A 19383-nucleotide genomic window follows, 5' to 3' on the forward strand; every position below is an offset into this window, starting at 1 on the left:
CAGTTCCGCCGTCATTCCTGCGAAAGCAGGAATCCATGCTGCGGCTAGGTTCGCATATCTGTCATTCCGCTTGCGGCCGAGCGTGGCGCCACGGACGAGTGGATCCCTGCTTCCGCAGGGATGACGGCGAGGGTGGTTCACGGATAGCGCGTAAACCCTCACCCGCCGCACTGCGTGCGTCGACCTCTCCCTCAGGGAGAGGTGAGAAGCAGCTTGACCCCTGCCTCAAACCACCGCCGTGCCCGAAAAATGCGGGCTCTGGAAATCGAGCCGCTGCAATCCCCGACGCACTTCCGCATCGCGCATGAACAGGTCCCAGATCAGGCCGGTGCGGTAGTTTTCGATCATGATGATCTGCGGCCCCTGGTCGATGGCGAGATGGGTTTTCGCCACCCAGTCTGCGCTTTCGCTGAAGGCGTCGAAGAAGCCGTATTCGCCCCAGAGGCGGTCGCCCATTCCGTCGAAATGACGCAACGCCTGCATGGCGATATCGGGCGCATAGGGCAGGCTGGAGATCGCCGCCGTTGGGGCGATGACGCCACGGTCATTGTCGGGTGCGTGCGCGGAATAGCCGGTCGGATTGTCGCTGGCCGACAGGCCCCAGCAATCCGGTCCATAACCCTTGAACCCGCCGGGATTGGCGACGCAGTAGGCATAGTTCAGCTGCGTATGGGCGACATTCTGCGCCCAGTAATCGGCATAGCGATCGGTCAGGCCGCGCGGGTCGAGGCCGAGAAACGAATAATGCGCAAAGAACAGCGGCCCGCCGCCATCCGGCCCAAGCGGCAGGTCGACGCCATATTGGGTGCGGCGGTTGATAAAGGTGCGGCTTTGGGCGAAGCCGTTGTGATAGGCGATCGGCGGGATTGAATATTGCTCGGCGCCGGCCGCCAGCACGAAGAGGATGAGACACTCGTTCCAGCCGAGGATCTCATGGTTCATCGCCCAGCCATGGTTCGGGCTCCAGTGCCAGTAGAGCCCCTCGCGACCATCCCGGGTGAACCAGCTCCATTCGACGGCGCGGCGCATCCCCTCGATCCGGCCGCGCAGCCAGGGCTCCCTGCCGTCGTCGCGGTCGAAATAGACCTGCGCCGCGATCAGGCCCTGGATCCAGAACGCTGTCTCGACCAGGTCGGCGCCATCGTCCTTGCGGGCATAGCGCACCACCTTGCCGGTCGTGCCGTTCATGAAGTGCGGATAGACGCCATGAAAGCTGTCGGCCTGTTCCAGAAAGCCGATCATCTTGTGCAGCCGCTCGACGGCTTCGGCGCGAGAAATCCAGCCGCGCTCGACGGCGATGACGATCGCCATGACGCCGAAGCCGGAGCCGCCCAGTGTGACGACTTCGTCATTGCCAAGCGTGCGGTCGCGCGCCAGCCCGCTGACGGGATGGCCGAAATCCCAGAAGTAGCGGAAGCTCTGGCGCTGGACGCGCTCCAGCAGTGCGTCGTCGTCCAGTCTTCCTGACGTCGTGGTGGCGGCCGTCAGGCTGGGGGCGCGAACCGCCTTAGCTGGCTTGCTCGACGCGGGATGCTTGGGGCTCTTGGGTTTGTTCATCCGGGGCTCGGGTCGCTGCGGTGGCGGGATCGGGCGCTGGTGGATCGGGGCGCTCCGTTGTCTTGTCGGGCTCGGCATCCACCAGATTGATGGTGCGCGCATAGAAATCGCCGGTGGTGGCGCGGCTGGAAACGGTGACGACGGCTGATTGGGCCAAGTCTTCGTTCAGGATCGAGGTGAAGATCGCGCGCTGTTCCTCGTCGAGTCCGTCAACGACCTGCTCGGTGAAGACCCATTGCGGCTTCAACAGCAACAGGCGTGCGAAGGTCAGCCGTTCCTCGTCGTCATAGGAGATTTCCTTGGCCCAGCGCGCCTTGCGGTCGAGCGACCCGGCAAGCCGGCCAAGGCCGACGCGCTGCATCGCCGCCTGAAGCTCGTCATCACTGAATCCCGATGGCGCCAGCGGATAGGTCAGGGCGGCGCGCAGCGAACCGTCCGGCACATAGGGACGCTCCGGCATGAACATCACCTTGGCGCGTGGGGGGCGGCTGATCTTGCCGGCGCCCCATGGCCAGAGGCCGGCCAGCGCCGAGAACAGCGCGCCATGGCCGGCGCCGGTGCGGTCGACGATCAGCACGCGGTCGCCCGGTGCGATCACGACCTGCGTCTGATCGAGAACGGCGCGTTCGCCGGTCCAGTCGATCGCGACGTTGTCGAGCTCCAGATTGCCGAGCGGCGCGAGGTCATATTCGATGCGCTCGCCATGGGAGCGCGGTTGTTCGAGCGTCACCAGGGCCTGGCGGAAGCTCATCACGCGGGCGAGCGTGGCGCGCCAGTCGGCGATGGCGCTGAAATTGTCGACGAACCAGCGCAGGCTGTTCTGAACCTGGTTGAAGGCGCCGACCACCATCATCAGCTCGCCGAAGGAAAGCGTGCCGCCGAAATAGGCGGGAGCGGCGATGACGATCGGCGCGACGAGGCCGATCCAGCCATAGCCGGCGGTGACCCAGGTCAGCCGCGCCAGCGCGTTGACGAAGCGCCGCGTGATGTCGATGACCCGGCCGAGTTCTTCGTCGAGATGCTGCTTTTCGTCTGCCTCGCCCGCGTTGAGGACGATGCCGTTGGCGTTTTCGTTGACCTGCACCATGGCGAAGCGAAGATCCGCCTCGCGGGCATAGCGCTCGACGCCGATGCCGATCAGCGGCCGGCCGATGCGCCAGCTCACCCACGAGCCGGTCAAGGCGAAGATCAGGGCGCACCAGACCATGTAGCCGGGAATGATGAAGCTGTAGCCGGCGACGGTCAGCACGACACCGCTCGACAGCACCCACAGCACGCCGACGAAGCTGATGAGCAGCAGCGTCGACTGGAACAAGCCGATGCCGAGGCCGGCTGAAAGCTCGGCCAGATGCTTGGCGTCTTCATGCACGCGCTGGTCGGGATTGACGCCGATATCGCCGGCATCGCCCAGCATGACGAGGCGCCGCGGCGCCAGCCATTGCGTGATCAGGTCGCGCGTCAGCCATTGCCGCGATTGCAGGGTGATCATCTGCGCGAGCCAGGTCTGCGCGACGTTCAGCACCAGCAGCACGCCGGCGATGCCGAAGAACACCATCAGGTAGTAGAGGAAGGACGAGAAGTTGCGCGTCTCGATCGCGTTGTAGAACGGGCTGTTCCAGGCGTTCAGCACCACCTGCATGCCGGCCGTGGCGATGATGACGGTGACGATGCCGATCGTGAGCAGAACGAAATCGCGCCGACCGGACGAGTTCCAGAGCGCGGAGACGAAGGCCCTGAACTGTTGGACCAGCTCCGCGATCTCGTCCGTTACGCCGTCGGCGTTCTCGGTGGTGTCATCGGGTCTTTCCGTCATTACTTCAATTATCCGGCTTCGGCGCAGACGAGCATACCGCCCGGGGGGACGAAAACGCGCATCATTCCGTCAAGTGTGGCGGCCAAAGCCGCTTTCCCGGTCAAACTGTTGCAGAACGACATCAAAACAACCGGGTGCGACCGGAAGCCCCGGCACCTTGTTTCCTGGGTCTCGCGCTTGAGCCCGGTAGACGGCGTGGGCGCTTGCAGCGAAGCGGCCACCGGTTCGCGTCAAGAAAGCGCGTGCAACCAGTGTGGCGGCGCATTGTGCCGTTTTGGTGAAACGGTGAAATGCTCTAGGATTCCGGCAGGGACGAAATCCGGTACGCCCATGCCCGGATCGACAAGACGGTTCGGGAGGACCTCATGAGCAGCTTTATCCTGGCGATCGACCAGGGCACGACGTCGACGCGCGCCATTGTCTTCGATGAGACCTATCAGGTGCGCGGCGTGAGCCAGCAGGAATTCCCGCAGCATTTTCCGCGTTCGGGCTGGGTCGAGCACGATCCCGAAGATATCTGGCGGACCGTGCAGGAAACGATGCGCTTCGCGGTCGCCGGTGCCGGGCTTGCCTTGTCGGATATCGCCGCCATTGGCATCACCAATCAGCGCGAGACGACGATCCTCTGGGATCGCGAAACAGGCAAGCCGATCCACAACGCCATCGTCTGGCAGGACCGGCGCACGGCCGATCATTGCGCGTCGCTGAAGGCCGATGGCGCCGAGTCGGGTCTGACGGAAAAGACCGGCCTGCTGCTCGATCCCTATTTCTCCGGCACCAAGATCGCCTGGATCCTGGATTCTGTCCCCGGTGCCCGCGAGCGGGCCGAGCGGGGCGAACTGGCCTTCGGCACCGTCGACAGTTTCCTGCTCTGGCGGCTGACCGGCGGCCAGGTACACGCGACCGACGCCACCAATGCCTCGCGCACGATGCTGTTCAATATCCGCACCGGCGAATGGGACGACGAGCTGCTCGCGCTGCTTCGCGTGCCTAGGGCGGTTCTGCCGGAGGTGAAGGATTCGGCCGCCGATTTCGGGGTCACCGACCCGTCGGTCATCGGCGCGTCGATCCGGATTGCCGGCATCGCCGGCGACCAGCATGCCGCGACCCTGGGCCAGGCCTGTTTCAAGCCCGGCATGCTGAAATCGACCTATGGCACCGGCTGTTTCGCGCTGTTGAATACCGGCGCGGACATGGTGCTGTCGAAGAACCGGCTGCTGACGACCATCGCCTACCGGCTCGACGGCAAGACGACCTATGCGCTGGAGGGGTCGATCTTCGTCGCCGGCGCGGCGGTCCAGTGGCTGCGCGACGGCCTGCACTTGCTGGAGCGCGCCGATCAGGCCGGGCCGATGGCCGAGCAGGCCGATCCGCACCAGAACGTCTATCTCGTGCCGGCCTTCACCGGGCTCGGGGCGCCGTGGTGGGACGCGGAGGCGCGCGGCGCGCTGTTCGGCCTGACGCGGGCAACCGGCCCGAACGAGTTCGTTCGCGCCGCGCTCGAATCGGTCTGTTACCAGACCCGCGACCTGCTCGACGCCATGCGGCTAGATTGGTCGCAACCCGGCGAGACGGTGTTGCGGGTCGATGGCGGCATGGTGGCGAGCGACTGGACCATGCAGCGGCTGGCCGACATTCTCGACGCGCCGGTCGACCGGCCTGTGGTGATGGAAACGACGGCGCTGGGCGCGGCATGGCTTGCCGGCCGGCAGGTCGGCGTCTGGCCGGCGGAAGAGGGGTTCGCGGCCAACTGGCGACTCAACCACAAGTTCCTGCCGGACATGGCGTCCGATCGGCGCGAGGCCAAGCTGGCCGGTTGGCGCGACGCCGTTCGCCGTACGCTGACGCATGCGTGAGACAGGGCGTCCCTGTGTGATTGGCGTCACAGTTCCGTAAGGGAAAATGCGTAACATGGTGTCTTCCGTCAGGAGGTCACCATGCTCCGCACGATCGGAATTGCCTTCGCCATCCTATCGATTTCCTGGGTCGCATCCACCGGCGCCCGGGCCGAGGATGCGCCGCCCAAGGTGGTCCCTGCCGAATGCAGGAAGATCGACCGCTGCATTCCGACCCGCGAAATTCTGGACCGCAGCGGGGGCCTGGACGGCAAGGTCGTCCTGGATGACAAAGCCGCCCTGGACGACAAGTCCGTCCTGGACAAGACCTGGATCCGGCTCGACACGGAGAAGAGCCCGTTGACCGATGTCCGTTGATCCGCCGGGTCGCTGCCGCCGTTACTCGAACTTCCCGAGATAGTCGGGCTTGCCGAGGGCGATGCCCTTGTGCCGCAGGATGTCGTAGGCGGTGGTGACGTGGAAGAAGAAGTTCGGCAGCGCGTGGTTGAGCAAATAGGTCTTGCCGTCCAGTTGCAGCGCGCCGTTCCGCATCGAGATCGTCCTGGACTCGCTGCCGTCGAGCGCCTCGGGCGGGATCGCCTTCAGGAATTCCACCGTGCGCTGGATCCGGGCCTTCAACTCGGCGAAACTCGTCTCCGTATCGGCAAAGCTCGGATTGTCGACGCCCGACAGGCGGGCTCCGGCGCCCTTGGCGGTGTCGCTGGCGCGCTGGATCTGGCCGGCGAGCGTCAGCATGTCGGCCGCGAGGCGACCGTCGATCAGGCTTTGCGGGTCAATCCCGTCGGCGGCGCTCTGCGCCACGGCCTTGTCGAGGATGGCCTCGAGATTTCCGAACGACCGGATGAACACCGGAATGGAAGCCTCATAGATCGATAGCGCCATGATTGTCTCGGATGCTGGGGCGCGTGGCCGGGTTCCGTCACGCGCGTCTGCGGGACCGGAAGATGGGCGTGCGCCTGGATCCGTTTCAAGTGGCTGGCGAAGATTTGGCTGGGGGAGGGGCGGCGCTCGGCTGGTTTCAGCGTCTGGCCTGTCATGGCGTCCGGCCGGCAAAACATCGGCTTGCGGATCGGCCATAAAAAAAGCGCCCGTCGGGGAGGAGGTCGACGGGCGCTTTAGTTGATGGTGCCGCACAAGGGAGGAGGTTTGTGGGCACCTAATCGCAGGGAACAAGGGAGGAGGTTTGTTCCCTGACGAATCTCGAATTCCTAGTAGCCGGCTGCCTGCTTGGCGATCGACTTGATGTCGTGGCGGCTGATGCCCAGATCAGCGAGCTCGCGGTTGTCCAGGCGGGACAGTTCGCTGCGGGTCTCGCGATACTTGAGCCAGGTCTTGTAGGAGGACATGAGGTTCGTAGCCATCATCGGTTCCTTTCCTGGTGGCCGCTTCGTCTGGCGCCGGATTTCTCTGTCGCCGTCTTGTTGATTGGAATTTAGTCCGCTCCTTCCCGGATGAGCAGTATGAAAAAAATCATGCCAGCATTGCGCTGAATGCAGAGCAGCATCTGCAATGCAGTAATTGCTGCGGTGCAGCATAATCAGATGACGCGTCCGTTAACGGAACGCTACCGCTACGTTAACGTCCGGCGACCGCCAGCACGACCATGACAAGGCAGGCGACCCACAGGCCGGAGAGCCCGAAAGCGCCATAGGCGATGGCGCCGAGCAGGGCGCCGAGGCAGAGCGAGGCCCACAATAGAAGGCTCGGTGCCCAGCCCCACTTGTCGCCACCTTGTAGCGCTGAGGCGAGGCGGTGGCCTACCTTGACCAAGGCGCCCGTCACATAGGTCAAGCCGATGCCGGGGGCTCCATTGCGCTGGAACACGGCGTTTTCGACGCCCATCGCCAGCGCCATGGCGACAGTGCCGACAAAGGCGATATGGAAATTGGCTGAAAGAGCCGCGAGGGCGAGAAGGCCGGCCTCGGTCCAGAGGATGGCGGCGCGGCGGCTGCGCCGTCCGTCCTGGCCGACCAGCGCGCCAAGCGCTGCCCCAAGCACGAAGATCACGATGATGCCGGCGACCTCGCCCGCCTTCATCCAGTCACCGGTGGCGAGATCGACGCCGAGCCTCGTCGTGTTGCCGCTCATGAACGAGACGAACACGCCGCCGAGATGGCGAAATCCCATCGCGTCGACATAGCCCGCCACGCCGGCAAGGAAGCAGGCAAGCGCCCGCTGTCTGTTCGAATAATCCAACATCTGCGTAGACCGGATCGGCAGGAGTCTGACCCGCACCAGGGGATGGCGCGGAGGGGAAGGGGCATGAATACCGCAGGCTGCTTAAGATTTATTAACCCTGTCTTCTTAAATTGGCGGCTGAATACAGAGAATTGTTGTCGCATCCCACAGCGTGGAGAGCCTGCCTTGTTCGTCGCCCTGATACGCGTGGCGCTTGTCCCCTCTCTGGCGCTGGTGCTCGCTACGGCATCCGCCACGGCCGAAGAATGGGGCGAGCCCTATCCGGACGACGCGGCCCAGCAGCTGTCCTACCCGGACGAAGCCCCGTCCTATCAAGACCAGCCGCGCCGTTCGGGCGATGTGCGCTATCCCGAGCCGCAGCAGCCTTACGCCGCCGAGGCGCAGCCTGCCGGCGACCCGCCGCTTTACGCAGCGCCGGCTGCGCCCACCGTCCAGGCGCGGCGCCCGGCCGTTTCGCCGTTGCCGGCCGATTTCGTTGCCCTCGCCAATGAGGCGGCGATGGAGGGTGTACCGCGCAAGAGCGACAAGCCCGATCCGCAGGTGCTCAAGCTGCAGGTGCTGCTCGACCGCGTCCACGTCTCGCCGGGCGTCATCGACGGACGCCTGGGCGGTAATCTCAACAAGGCGATCTCGGCGTTGCAGAGCGTGCACAGCCTGCCGCCGAATGGTCGGCTGGGCCCCGATATCTGGGATATCCTGCAAAGCGCGGCCGATCGTCCGGTGCTGATGGACTATGCCATCACCGACAAGGACGTCGCGGGCCCCTTCGTGCCTGTCATGCCGAAGGACTATGCCGAAATGGCCGAGCTGCCGAAGCTCGCCTATCGCGATCCGGCGGAGCTTCTGGCCGAGAAGTTCCACATGGACGAGAATTTCCTCCGCAATCTCAATCCGGAAGCGGATTTCAACCAGGCCGGAACGATCATCACGGTCGCGGATGTCGGCCCCAATTCCAAGGCCAAGGTGGCGCATCTGGTGGCCGATGCCAGCACGCGACAATTGCTTGGCTACAACGAGAACTGGGACGTCGTTGTCGCCTATCCGGCCACGATCGGCAGTGCCGACCTGCCGTCGCCCTCGGGTATCCATGCCGTCAAGGCTGTCGCCGAAAATCCCGATTATTGGTACCGGCCGAAGGTCAACTTCCAACAAGGCAACAATACCAAGGCGCTCCGCCTGGCGTCCGGTCCCAACAATCCGGTCGGATCCGTCTGGATCGGCCTCGACAAGCCGACCTATGGCATTCACGGCTCGCCAGAGCCGAGCAAGATCGACAAGACCAACAGCCATGGTTGCCTGCGCCTGACCAATTGGGACGCGCAGGAACTGGTGAAGCTGGTGCGGGTCGGTGTCGATGTGGAATTTGTCGACCAGACCCCGACCGCTTCGATCGCCCCGGCCAAGGCGGCCCCTGCTGCCGCGCCCTATGAGGAGGCGGCCGCCGTGGATGATGCCTACCAGCCGATGCCGCCGCAGCCCCGCTGAGGGCAGGGCGCGGTCTGGCGGCCACACCGCGGCGCAAAATGATGGAGCGGCGTCGCGCAGGCTTGCCGCCCTGGCCAGCGGCTTGCTAGCTATGCCGATCATTTCGACGAGGACATAGAATGAACCGCTTCGCACTTCCGCTGGCTCTGGCCGCCGTCTCGGTCGTCGCGGCCTTCTCCGCCGGCGAAAGCTTCGCCAAGTCGAAGGCCGCCGCTCCCGATGCTCCCGCCAAGGTGCGCGATGCCTCCTGCAAGCAGTCGCGCTGGGAGCTCAAGGGTGCTGGCTCGAAAACCATTGTCGAAGGCAGCCAGGACCGGGTATGGCGCGTTTCCATCACCGGCGTCCCGGCCAAGGCTTCGGTCGTGCTGGAATACACGCGGGCGAATGGAACCAAGGGCGAAGTCGGCATGCCGTCCGGCTATGCAACCCTGGTCGAAGGCTCGTCGGTCCGCATGATCCTGACGGGCGCCGCCGCTTCCGTAGCCGGCACTATCAACGCCCAGTGCTGATCATTCCAAAGTTCTGAGACTGCGACACAAAGATCTTTGAACCGGCGTCAGTCTGTGGCGCCGGTTTTTGTTTGCCCGCTGACGCGGCCTAGCCTTCCAGGAAGTGCCCGACGGCGTTGAGCGGCTTGACGCCGTCGCAGATGATCTTCGCCATGGCGAGCATCGGTACCGCCAGCACCGCGCCCGGTACGCCCCACATCCAGAACCAGAAGATCAGCGAGATGATCACCAGCACCGGGTTCAGCGTAAACCGCCGGGCCAGAAGCATCGGCGTGACCGCCTCGCCCTCGATGACATGGATCAGCAGGTAGAGTCCGGCAGGTAGCAGGGCCTGCCAGAGCGGGTCGATGGTCAGGAGCCCTGCCAGCAGGAACAGGCCGACTCCCGCGAAAGGACCCATGATCGGCACATAGTTCAGCAGGAAGGCGACGGTGCCCCAGAGAATGGGATCGCCAAGGCCGCAGGCCCACATCGCCACGCCCGTCGCAACACCGACGGCTATGTTCATCAGCGTGATCGTTACCAGATAGGCGGAGACGTTTTCCTCGATCTGCTGCGACAGATCGACGACGCGCCGCTTGTCGCTGAAGCTTGGCACAATCTCCACCATCCGGCGCAGGAAGGTGTCGCCGGAAACCAGCAGGAAGAACAGGATCAAGATGGTCTCGAAGAATCCGCTGGCGAAGTGTTGCGTTCCCTTCATCAGCGTTTCCGCCAGCGTCGGACCGCCGCCTCCGCCGGCCGCAGCGCCATCGAACTGATGCAGGAATTTCTGCAGCGCGCCGATCGGCTGGCTCAGGAATTTCAGCCGTTCCTCCAGGCGCTGAACACCGCCCGGCAGCTTTTCGCCCCAGGCGGTTGCCGGGCCAGACAGCGCCGCGCCAACGCCTACAATGACGCCGAAGACGGTGAGTATCAGCAGCAGCGCCGCCAGGGTCCGTGGAACACGGAGACGCTCCAGCAGCCGCATGGCCGGTTGGAACAGAAGCTTGAGCACGATGGCGAGCACGATCGGCAGGATGATGTCCGATGCGAAATAGCAGATCGTCAAAACCGCCAGAACCAGCAGGCAGGACTGAATGACGAGCTTCGGATCGGAGGAGAACGGCCCGGCCTCACCGGTCAACTCCGGCATTTCCAGCGGTGTGGTCTCCGTAGTCGGGATTTCGACTCTCAACGGATCGGCCATCGGCACAACTCTCTTTGCAGGGAATACCTTCCGGGAGCGGACGGATCCATCAGTCATCGACACACGACGGAACTCGCCCCGAGCGCGCGTATTCGCTGGAAATGCGCGGGCGCTTCCATGGTTGCACGCCGTTCTCGATAATCGGCTCTGTCGAAGGACGCCCGGACCGGCTTCCGATCAGTCCTGCGTCTTGCCGATCGAATCCGCCATCATGGCGCCACGCTTGCCGAGCGGCTTTGGCCGTCCCACGGTCGAATCCCGCGCCGTCTGGTGCTCCATCTCGGCGTTCAACTCCGCGCCCAGCAGGATGACCGTCGCGGAAAGCCAGATCCAGGTCATGAAGCCGATGATGGCGCCCAGCGCACCGTAATTGCGGTCATAGCTGCCGAAGCTGGAGACGTACCAGGAGAAGCTGATCGAGGTGAGGATCCAGAGCGTCGCCGCGACCGTGCTGCCCCATGTCACCCATCGCCATTTCGCCTGCTCCCGGCAGGGGCCGAACCGATAAAGGATCGCCAGCGCCACCCAGACGAAGAAGCCGAGAATCGGCCAGCGCAGGAAGTTGATCCAGACCTCGGAGGCGCGGTCGATCTCGAGGAAGCGCATGGCGATCGGAACGGCGACTATGAAAGCAATGGCGCCGATTCCGGCAGCGATCGCCAGCAGGGTGAAAATCAGTGATTCGACGTTGAGCGCCAGGATGCCGCGTTGTTCCCTCTCGCCATAAGCGATGTTGAGGCCGTCAATCGTCGCCTTGATTCCGGCATTGGCGCTCCAGAGCGCGAACAGGAAGGAGAGGGCGAGGTTGAGGCTGAGGGCGCCGCTGGACGCCTTGACCGCGAGGTTGATCTGGTCGGAAATCAACTCGAACGCGCCTGCCGGAAGCACGAATGCCAGACCGGAGAGGTGGCTGTTGATGGTCGTGACATCGGCCACCAGGCCGTAAAGCGTCACGAAGGCGCTGAGCCCGGGAAAAATCGCCAGAAGGCAAAAAAAGGCCATGCCGCCAGCGAGTGTCAGGACGCGGTCTTCCAGCGAGCTCTCCCAAACGCGCCACAGGATATCCTTCCAGCCGCGGGCGGGAATGTCGATCGGCGTGTTGGCAAGCCGACCGCGGCCGGGCTCGGCCTCTTCGATAGCCTGTTCCATGGCATGCTGGAGAGGGGCGCCGGTCAGGGTTTCGGAAGGGGGCTTTGCGGACGCCATTTGTCATGCCTGTCTGAGGTCGGGTGGAGGTTCAACAGCGGCGAAGCGCCTGGTGGCCGGCTTCAGGCGCTAGTTCCGTCGCCCGAAGGAGGTGCCGAACTTTACCGAACCGCCGATCTTTATGCAGGCGCCCGTACTCGCCGAATAGACAAATCCTTCGCCGAAGGCATCGCATATTTTGGCGTAATGCGGATCTTCATCGGATGGTTCCGTTTCGACGGTCTGCCGTGGCAGCCATTCGCCTGCCGGATTGGGAGCCTTTTCCGGATTGGTCTGCGGTGGCGCAGGCGGCGGCAGCCATGCATCGGCGGAAGCCTGTGGCGCGGCCAGCACGAGGCCCAGCGACACAAGAAGCCCTCCGCCAGCTTTCGGGGCGCTGCGCCAAAACAGGCTGTCTGCAACGCGCCATTTCATGAATCGTGAAATCCGAGCCAGGGTTCGAGATCCTCGAATGACATGTCGGTCGGCCAAGTCGGGCTGAGGGCGATCGCCAGATGTCCATAGCGGATCGAGATCTGGCCTTCGGCTGCCTCCTCGCCCTGCTTGGCAACAGCGGCGAGATAGAGTGCCGATGCCAGCCCGGTGCGGTCGCTGCCGTCGGCGCAGTGGATGAGGATCGGCTTGCGCGATGTTTGGAACAGGTCGATCAGCGCGGCCGCCTCGCCTTGCGAGAGTTCCGCCCGCGACGACATCCTAAAATCCTTGCGATCGATGCCGAGATGATGGGATTCGGCGATCTCCGCCTGGTACCAGCTTGCCGCGTCATTGGCGCCGGGAAGGTTGATCACCGTCCGGATGCCGTAGTCGCGGACATAGCGCCCCAGTTGTTCCGACGAAGGCTGGGCCGAGCGGTAGAGTTCGCCGGCAACGACCGAATGGAAATTGCCCGCCAGAACGAGGATCCCGACATAGAGACAAACCGATAGTGGCAGCGCCAGCAGCACACCGCCGATCGTCCAAAACCGCTTGTTGCTCATCGGTCGCCGACATCCTGCTCGCCATGCGACCGTGCCGCATCCCAACAAATTATCCCAAACGATGGCCCACGCCAAGCTGAACACCAACCGCCACGCGGGGGTGCATTCCAAAGAGACGCCAGGCGGGAGTGGGCTAGATCACACGTTCCAGAGGCATGTCTGCCCGGCAATCATGGGGCGAGTCCCGGCATCGCATCCGCCATACGTCCGAGGCAACGCGCCTGGTCACGGGGGCGACCCAGATCCCCATAGCGAGCCGCAGCTTCCGCGAATGCAGCCAAGGCTCGCACATTGTTGGATTGTGCCCGACGCTGCACGCCGCGCGCTTCCCAAAGCGCCGCCGCCCATGGGCCGCCCTGCCACATGCCGGCGATGCGCTCGGCCTCGTTGAGGCGGCGATCGACCTGTTCCAACTGGCCCGCTTGCGTCAGCGCCACGGCCGAGGCGATACGCAAGGCCATCGAACAGGGCTGGCAGGCGCCCGGCGTCAGCAGCCGGTCGCCGGTCAGGATCGCTTCCTCGACCTTCTCCGGCGTCGTCGCCGCGCGAACCGCCAGCGCTTGCAGGCGCAGCAGCAGGTGGTTGGAAAGCCAGGATTGCGTCGCGTCGGCAAGCGCCCGCTGGATCAACCGGCCGGCCTGCCATTTCTGGCCGCGCGCCAGCGCGATCTCGGCCAGGCGCTCCAGGACGAGAACCCGGCCTGACAGCGCATTGGCGCCCACATGCAGCCGCTCCGCTTCGGTCAGATGCTTCTCCGCCTCGTCGAGGTCGCCGGCGCAGCGGGCGATCTCACCGAGGATCAGACCGGCCAGGGCGCGGCCGGCGATTGAATCGGCATCCTCGGCAACGCACATGAGTTCCTGCGCGGATGCGGCGATCGCCGCATGCCCCTTGGCGTCGCACAGGCAGAACTCGGCGAGGCAGAGATGTCCGTCGAAGACAGATGGGACGAAATCGTCCCGGCTACGCACCCATTCGGTGAACTCGCTGCGGAACAGTTGCGGCCAGCGTCCCTGCATATGCGCGGTGAGGCCGAGAATGGCGCCGGCTTCGCCGACCTCGCGCGCCAGGCCGCCATCGAAGGCCTGGGCACGGGTCTCGCGCGCCAGCTCGGCCGCCTTGTCGAATTCGCCGCTCTGCAGATGCACCAGCGCCCACGCGATCGAGGCGCGAATGCGCTCGGCCGGTGAGGCCGGTTCGACGCCGGAGAGCGACAGCGCGCGCTCATAGAGCTCGATCGAGGCCTTGCTCGGACCGACGCCCAGTTCAGCATGCAGCCGCTCGCGCAGCTGGTCGAACTGGCGGATCGCCTCGCCGCGATTTCCAGCATCGAGTGCGGCCTGCATCAGCGCGCGCTGGGCTTCCTCGTCGGTCGGGTCGAGGGCGATCAGGCGACGCCAGAGCCGGCCGGTGCGCAGTACCGAGGCATAGAGCCGTTGCAATTGCTCGCGCGGGGCATCCAGCCATTCCAGGAAGCGGTCATCGGGCAGCAGAACGCCGCCATAAAGATCGGCTGCCGCCTCGCATTCGGCCGGGTCGCCGCTGCGCAGCGCCTGCTTCGCCGCTGCCTCGAAGCGCTCCACATCGGTCTCGAGCTCGACCTCGTCGGCGAAGGCGACGATCTCCTTGCTGACCGTGATCAGGTCATGCGCGCCCATGGCGCGGCGCGCGAAATGGATCGCCTTGCGCAGATTGGCGCCAGCGAGCTCCACGTCCTGGTCGGGCCAGAACGCCTCCATGATCTGCTCGCGGTGGATCCTGTGCTGCGGCGAGACGGCCAGCAGCTTGATGATGGCGGCGGCGCGATCGCGCTTCCAGGCGATCGCGGGAACTTCCTCGCCGTCGATACGGACGACGAAGCGCCCCAGTAAATGAATGAACAGCTGCACCATGTTCCCCTGCCCGCGACGGATCCGGCTTGGCCCGGACGGTCTCGCCGCAACGATTGTTACTTCGGGGAACGCTCGCGGAACAGCGCATTCGTATCGTGTGCCCATCGAGACTACCAACCAGGAAGGGAAACATCATGTCGCTGCGCATCAACGATCTCGCACCGGATTTCACCGCCGAAACCACCCAGGGCCCGATCTCGTTCCACGAATGGCTCGGCAAGGACTGGGGCATCCTGTTTTCGCACCCCAAGGACTACACGCCGGTCTGCACCACCGAACTCGGATACATGGCCCGCCTGAAGCCGGAATTCGACAAGCGTGGCGTCAAGATCATCGGCCTCAGCGTCGATCCGGTCGACAAGCATGCCGGCTGGGCCAAGGATATCGGCGAAACGCAGGGCTTCGCGCCGAACTTCCCGATGATCGGCGACCCGACGCTGGCCGTCTCCCAAGCCTATGACATGCTGCCGGCCGCCGCCGGCGACACTTCGGAAGGCCGGACAGCGGCCGACAACCAGACCGTCCGCAACGTCTACGTCATCGGCCCGGACAAGAAGATCAAGCTCGTCATCTCCTATCCGATGACCACTGGCCGCAACTTCGACGAGGTGCTCCGCGTCGTCGACTCGCTGCAGCTGACCGCCAAGCACCGCCTCGCCACGCCGGTGAACTGGAAGCCGGGCGACGACGTGATCATCGCCGGTTCCGTCTCCAACGACGAAGCGAAGCAGCTCTATCCGCAGGGCTGGAAGGAGCCGAAGCCCTATATCCGCATCGTGCCGCAGCCGGTCCTGACCTAGCCGGAGCCCGGCGAGGACGGCCAGCCCGTCCTCGCCCAATCACCGAGCTGTGCTCACCCGAAGTCCCGGACGTGATAAAATGCCGTCACGTTCTGAGCCCGGCGGAACCCATTTCCAACCGATGGAGCGGACCATGATCTTCCGGCAGCTGTTCGATAGCGTCTCCGGCACCTACACCTATCTTCTCGCCAGCCGGCCAGGCGGCGAGGCCCTGATCATCGATCCGGTCCTCGAAAAGGTCGACCGCTACCTGCAACTAGTGCGGGAGCTGGATCTGAAGCTGGTCAAGGCGGTCGACACGCACCTGCATGCAGACCACATCACCGGCCTCGGCGCGCTGCGAGATCATACCCAGTGCATCACCGTGATGGGCGAGCAGACCAAGGCCGACGTCGTCGCCATGCGGGTTTCGGATGGCGACCGCGTCACCATCGAGGGGCTGAGCCTCGATGTCCTCTACACGCCGGGCCACACCGACGATTCCTATTCCTACGTCATGGGAAACCGGGTCTTCACCGGCGATACGTTGCTGATCCGCGGCACCGGCCGCACGGATTTCCAGAACGGCGATCCCCGGGCGCAATACGACTCGATCTTCAACAAGCTGCTGCGCCTGCCGGACGAAACGCTGCTCTACCCGGCGCATGACTACAAGGGCGACACCGTCTCCACCATCGGCGAGGAAAAGCGCTTCAACCCGCGCCTCCGGGTGAAATCGATCGACGAATACGTGCAGCTGATGAACAGCCTGAACCTGCCGAACCCGAAGATGATGGACGTCGCGGTTCCGGCCAATGTGCGCATCGGCTTCCATCAGGACGAGATCGCCCGCAAGGGCTGGGCAGTTGCGGCGAGTGAGGCGCTCGACATGCGCGGCCGTACCGACGTGACGCTGGTCGATTTGCGCGAGAAGAGCGAGCGCGAACGCCATGGCGCAATCCCGGGCTCGATCCATGCGCCCTATCCGGCGCTTCAGGAAAATCTGGACGCCGGTGGCATGCTGCATGCGCTCGCCGTCGCGGCGGGCAAGCGGATCATCTTCTACTGCGCTTTTGGTGAACGCTCGGCCATGGCGGTGCAGGCGGCCCAGGACGCGGGCCTGAAGACAGCGAGCCACATCGAAGGCGGGTTTGACGCCTGGAAAAAAACCGGCGGGCCGATCGTGCACTAGATCCGCTGCTCGACCAGGGTAGGGTCGTCTATTCGATGGGTAGCGTCGGCTCGCCGACGCTTCTGTCGCGCGCCGAGCGTGGCCTTTTGGGGGGCACCTGATCGTCGATTGCCGGAGAGCGACGACATCATGCACGCCGGCCTCCTGAATTGCAGGAGGGGCGACGGGATGCGGGAGCCAGGCACCCGCGTTCCAACTTGGATCGCTTCGCCAGAAGCGACGTTGTCGTCAACTTGGTCGACGATATTCTAGAGTACAGGCCGCTTTGCGAGTCCCACTCTGAGGTAAGGACGGCGCTCCGTCTCAGACGTTTTGTTCGCGCTCCTGAGGCGCAAAAGATCCTTGCGAGCGATCAGTCCAACCAGGCGGCGTGTTTCGCGATCCACGATAGGAACGCGGCCTGTTTGGGCGGAGACCATGACGTCGGCAATGTAGCCTACTGTGTCCTCGGGATAACCGACTGGAAGCGATCCGTCCGAGATCATATCCGCCAGGCTTTGCGCGGCGAATTCAGGACGCCCCCGCCAATCCAACACATCGGCGCGGGATGCGACTCCGGCCAGGGTATGGTCGGAATAAAGCACCGGATAGATGCGATGCGTTGCTTCCTGCGAAGAAAAAAACGCACAGGCCTGTTCCACGCTCATGGACGCAGACAGGCTATCGACTTCGCGGATCATGATATCGGCGGCGCGCATTTGTTCGAAGGGATCGACGCCGTATTCGCGCGCGATATGCTGGCCACGTCGGGCGATCTTTTCGGTCAGGATCGACCGGCGAAGCAGGAGCACGGTTACCGCATAGGCCGCGACCGTTGCGGCGAGAAGCGGTACGAGCATGTTGATGTCGCCCGTTATCTCTACCGCGAAGAAGGCTCCTGTCAGGGGCGCGCGCATGGTGCCGCCCATCATCGCGGCCATTCCCAGCAGGGCCCAGAAGCCCGGCTCGCCCGGTAGTGCCAAGCCCACGAGCCAGCCGAATGCACCGCCGAGGATGAGCAGCGGCGCCAGCACGCCGCCCGAGGTTCCCGATGAGAGGGCTACCAGCCAGATTCCGGCCTTCACGAAGAGGATGGCGACGACCGTCTGGACCAGGATGTGGCTGCTCAGCAAATCGGAGATGACGTCATAGCCAACGCCGAGAGCGCGCGGCTCGATCAGGCCGCCGAGGCCGACGACCATGCCGCCCAGCGCGGGCCACCGCATCCAGTGGATGGGGAGCCGTTCGAAGCCGTCTTCAATCTTGTAGAGAAGGGTGGTCAGCAGGCCAGACTGCAGTCCGGAAAGGATCCCGACGGCCGCGCAAAGCAGGATACCCCACCAGGGCAGGCTCAGCTGGAAGTGCGCCGGGAAAAGCGGGCCGGCGTCAAAGAGAAAGGGCCGGCATGAGATCGCCGTGCACACCGCGACCGCAACGGGAATGAAGCTTCGCGGCTTCCATTCAAACAGGAGTAGTTCGACCGCCAGCATCAGAGCCGCGATTGGCGAACCAAAAATCGTTGTCATCCCGGCGGCGGCGCCGGCCACGAGCAGCGTTTTGCGCTCGGCGGCGCTCATGTGGAAGAATTGCGCAAACAGCGAGCCGATGGCGCCGCCAGTCATGATGATCGGCCCCTCGGCGCCGAACGGGCCGCCGGTTCCGATCGATATCGCGGAAGAGAGCGGCTTGAGTACAGCGACCTTCGGCGACATCCGGCTACCGCCGATGAGAATCGCTTCGATGGCCTCCGGAATGCCATGCCCCCTGATTTTCTCCGAACCGAACCGCGCCATCAGGCCAATCAGCAGGCCGCCGACAACGGGCGCCAGGATCATCCAGGCAGAGCGTGGCACGTCGGCGAAGGAAGTCGCTTCAAAGCTCACGCGTCCGAACCAAACGGCATTGGTCACTAGCGCGATCAGGTTGACGAGCAGCCAGGCTGCCAGCGCGCCGCCCGTGCCCACGATAATCGCCATGCCGATCAACAGCAGAACGCGCTTGTCCGTCGTGAAATCACCTGCCTCACGGCGCGCCAGCCCGCCCGTGAAGTCGTGCTGATGACGTTGTTCAGAATGAGGGTTCGTCAACTCAGATCTCCGGCCAGCACTGCCGTCTTCGGACGCAGCACACATTGAGCAATCCGAGGTCTGATTATATCGTACTACGACATAAATCAACAGGGGCGGACGATGCGCTGCGGGCCGTCATCTGGCATAACGTCCGTTCGTCGGTCTGATTAAAAGGATGCAGTGCAACTTGGGCAAAGCGGATGAACCCCTGAGCGAGGGCGACTACGAAGCGCTGGCAAACCTGCGCTACACGCTGCGCCGATTTATGGATTTCAGCGCGTCAGCCGCCAAGACAGTCGGGCTCCCGAGCCAACAGCATCAGGCCCTGCTGGCGATAAAGGGACATCACGCGCCAGATCCGATGACGATCGGCGTGCTGGCGAACCGGCTGTTGATCGCGCCTCATACGGCGACGGAGCTTGTCGGAAGATTGAGTCTTGCCGGCCTGGTGGAGCGGAACGCTGACCCAGGTGATAAGCGCCGTCAGTCTTTGACTCTGACTGCCAAAGCCGAAGCTGTTCTGCACGAGCTGAGCGGTGCTCACTTGAAGGAAATTCGAGATCTTACTCCCGAACTGATTTCTATCCTGAATAAACTGAATAGACCTCAGTACTAAGCTTCTCGAATTCTGAGCTCTCGGCGCACTGGCTTCGATGTTGTCTATGGTCGGGAGCGTGCTAA

At 64.0% G+C, this 19383-nt stretch carries 18 protein-coding genes; 7 read left to right on the plus strand and 11 right to left on the minus strand.

Features of this window, described 5'->3' with window-relative positions:
* Positions 1 to 225: 225 nt before the first annotated feature.
* Together OSH12_RS21405 and OSH12_RS21410 are read right to left on the minus strand one after the other, a co-directional pair.
* A complete protein-coding gene (locus tag OSH12_RS21405) occupies positions 226 to 1557 on the minus strand; it encodes a glucoamylase family protein (protein ID WP_266345662.1) in 1332 nt (443 codons plus the stop codon).
* A complete protein-coding gene (locus OSH12_RS21410) occupies positions 1508 to 3370 on the minus strand; it encodes an ABC transporter ATP-binding protein/permease (RefSeq protein ID WP_266345663.1) in 1863 nt (620 codons plus the stop codon). The genes OSH12_RS21405 and OSH12_RS21410 overlap by 50 nt, the downstream gene beginning before the upstream one ends.
* Positions 3371 to 3735: 365 nt before the next feature.
* Between OSH12_RS21410 and glpK the strand changes: the two genes are divergently transcribed.
* Together glpK and OSH12_RS21420 are read left to right on the plus strand one after the other, a co-directional pair.
* Positions 3736 to 5226, plus strand: coding sequence for a glycerol kinase GlpK (glpK, locus tag OSH12_RS21415; RefSeq protein ID WP_266345664.1), 1491 nt, complete (start codon positions 3736 to 3738; stop codon positions 5224 to 5226).
* A gap of 81 nt (positions 5227 to 5307) precedes the next feature.
* Positions 5308 to 5583 (plus strand): hypothetical protein, encoded by a 276-nt coding sequence (locus tag OSH12_RS21420; RefSeq protein ID WP_266345665.1) that lies wholly within the window; start codon positions 5308 to 5310, stop codon positions 5581 to 5583.
* 21 nt (positions 5584 to 5604) lie between these two features.
* Here OSH12_RS21420 and OSH12_RS21425 read toward each other — a convergent pair whose 3' ends face one another.
* The 3 genes from OSH12_RS21425 to OSH12_RS21435 form a co-directional block, all read right to left on the minus strand.
* The gene (locus tag OSH12_RS21425) at positions 5605 to 6108 is read right to left on the minus strand and encodes a DUF1993 domain-containing protein (protein ID WP_266345666.1); all 504 of its coding nucleotides are present in this window, start codon (positions 6106 to 6108) and stop codon (positions 5605 to 5607) included.
* Positions 6109 to 6434: 326 nt separating this feature from the next.
* Entirely contained in the window at positions 6435 to 6590 is a 156-nt protein-coding gene (locus OSH12_RS21430) for a DUF1127 domain-containing protein (protein WP_266345667.1), read from the minus strand.
* Between the two features lie 211 nt (positions 6591 to 6801).
* Complete coding sequence (locus tag OSH12_RS21435; RefSeq protein WP_266345668.1) at positions 6802 to 7425, minus strand: YoaK family protein; 624 nt, start codon at positions 7423 to 7425, stop codon at positions 6802 to 6804.
* Between the two features lie 165 nt (positions 7426 to 7590).
* Between OSH12_RS21435 and OSH12_RS21440 the strand changes: the two genes are divergently transcribed.
* Both OSH12_RS21440 and OSH12_RS21445 read left to right on the plus strand, forming a co-directional pair.
* The gene (locus OSH12_RS21440; protein WP_266345669.1) at positions 7591 to 8910 is read left to right on the plus strand and encodes a L,D-transpeptidase family protein; all 1320 of its coding nucleotides are present in this window, start codon (positions 7591 to 7593) and stop codon (positions 8908 to 8910) included.
* 119 nt (positions 8911 to 9029) lie between these two features.
* The gene (locus OSH12_RS21445) at positions 9030 to 9419 is read left to right on the plus strand and encodes a hypothetical protein (protein ID WP_266345670.1); all 390 of its coding nucleotides are present in this window, start codon (positions 9030 to 9032) and stop codon (positions 9417 to 9419) included.
* Between the two features lie 88 nt (positions 9420 to 9507).
* Here the strand turns inward: OSH12_RS21445 and OSH12_RS21450 are convergent, their stop codons facing one another.
* From OSH12_RS21450 to OSH12_RS21470, 5 genes are all read right to left on the minus strand, one after another.
* On the minus strand, positions 9508 to 10608 hold the full coding sequence (locus OSH12_RS21450; RefSeq protein ID WP_266345671.1) for an AI-2E family transporter: 1101 nt from the start codon (positions 10606 to 10608) through the stop codon (positions 9508 to 9510).
* Between the two features lie 177 nt (positions 10609 to 10785).
* Positions 10786 to 11814, minus strand: a complete 1029-nt coding sequence (locus OSH12_RS21455) for a YihY/virulence factor BrkB family protein (RefSeq protein ID WP_266345672.1) — start codon at positions 11812 to 11814, stop codon at positions 10786 to 10788.
* Between the two features lie 69 nt (positions 11815 to 11883).
* On the minus strand, positions 11884 to 12162 hold the full coding sequence (locus OSH12_RS21460; protein WP_266345673.1) for a porin: 279 nt from the start codon (positions 12160 to 12162) through the stop codon (positions 11884 to 11886).
* Between the two features lie 62 nt (positions 12163 to 12224).
* Positions 12225 to 12791: a tyrosine-protein phosphatase gene (locus OSH12_RS21465; protein ID WP_266345674.1), complete on the minus strand. Its 567-nt coding sequence runs from the start codon at positions 12789 to 12791 to the stop codon at positions 12225 to 12227.
* Between the two features lie 170 nt (positions 12792 to 12961).
* The gene (locus OSH12_RS21470) at positions 12962 to 14683 is read right to left on the minus strand and encodes a BTAD domain-containing putative transcriptional regulator (RefSeq protein ID WP_266345675.1); all 1722 of its coding nucleotides are present in this window, start codon (positions 14681 to 14683) and stop codon (positions 12962 to 12964) included.
* A gap of 134 nt (positions 14684 to 14817) precedes the next feature.
* Between OSH12_RS21470 and OSH12_RS21475 the strand changes: the two genes are divergently transcribed.
* Both OSH12_RS21475 and OSH12_RS21480 read left to right on the plus strand, forming a co-directional pair.
* Positions 14818 to 15483 (plus strand): peroxiredoxin, encoded by a 666-nt coding sequence (locus OSH12_RS21475; RefSeq protein WP_266345676.1) that lies wholly within the window; start codon positions 14818 to 14820, stop codon positions 15481 to 15483.
* Positions 15484 to 15616: 133 nt separating this feature from the next.
* A complete protein-coding gene (locus tag OSH12_RS21480) occupies positions 15617 to 16654 on the plus strand; it encodes an MBL fold metallo-hydrolase (protein ID WP_266345677.1) in 1038 nt (345 codons plus the stop codon).
* Positions 16655 to 16902: 248 nt separating this feature from the next.
* On the opposite strand, the gene OSH12_RS21485 is transcribed toward OSH12_RS21480, so the two are convergent.
* Entirely contained in the window at positions 16903 to 18720 is a 1818-nt protein-coding gene (locus OSH12_RS21485) for a chloride channel protein (RefSeq protein WP_266345678.1), read from the minus strand.
* A gap of 169 nt (positions 18721 to 18889) precedes the next feature.
* On the opposite strand from OSH12_RS21485, the gene OSH12_RS21490 reads away from it, so the two are divergent.
* Entirely contained in the window at positions 18890 to 19318 is a 429-nt protein-coding gene (locus OSH12_RS21490) for a MarR family winged helix-turn-helix transcriptional regulator (protein ID WP_380224819.1), read from the plus strand.
* The last annotated feature ends 65 nt before the right edge of the window (positions 19319 to 19383 follow it).

The organism is Kaistia terrae (genome assembly GCF_026344005.1).
GTDB lineage: Bacteria > Pseudomonadota > Alphaproteobacteria > Rhizobiales > Kaistiaceae > Kaistia > Kaistia terrae.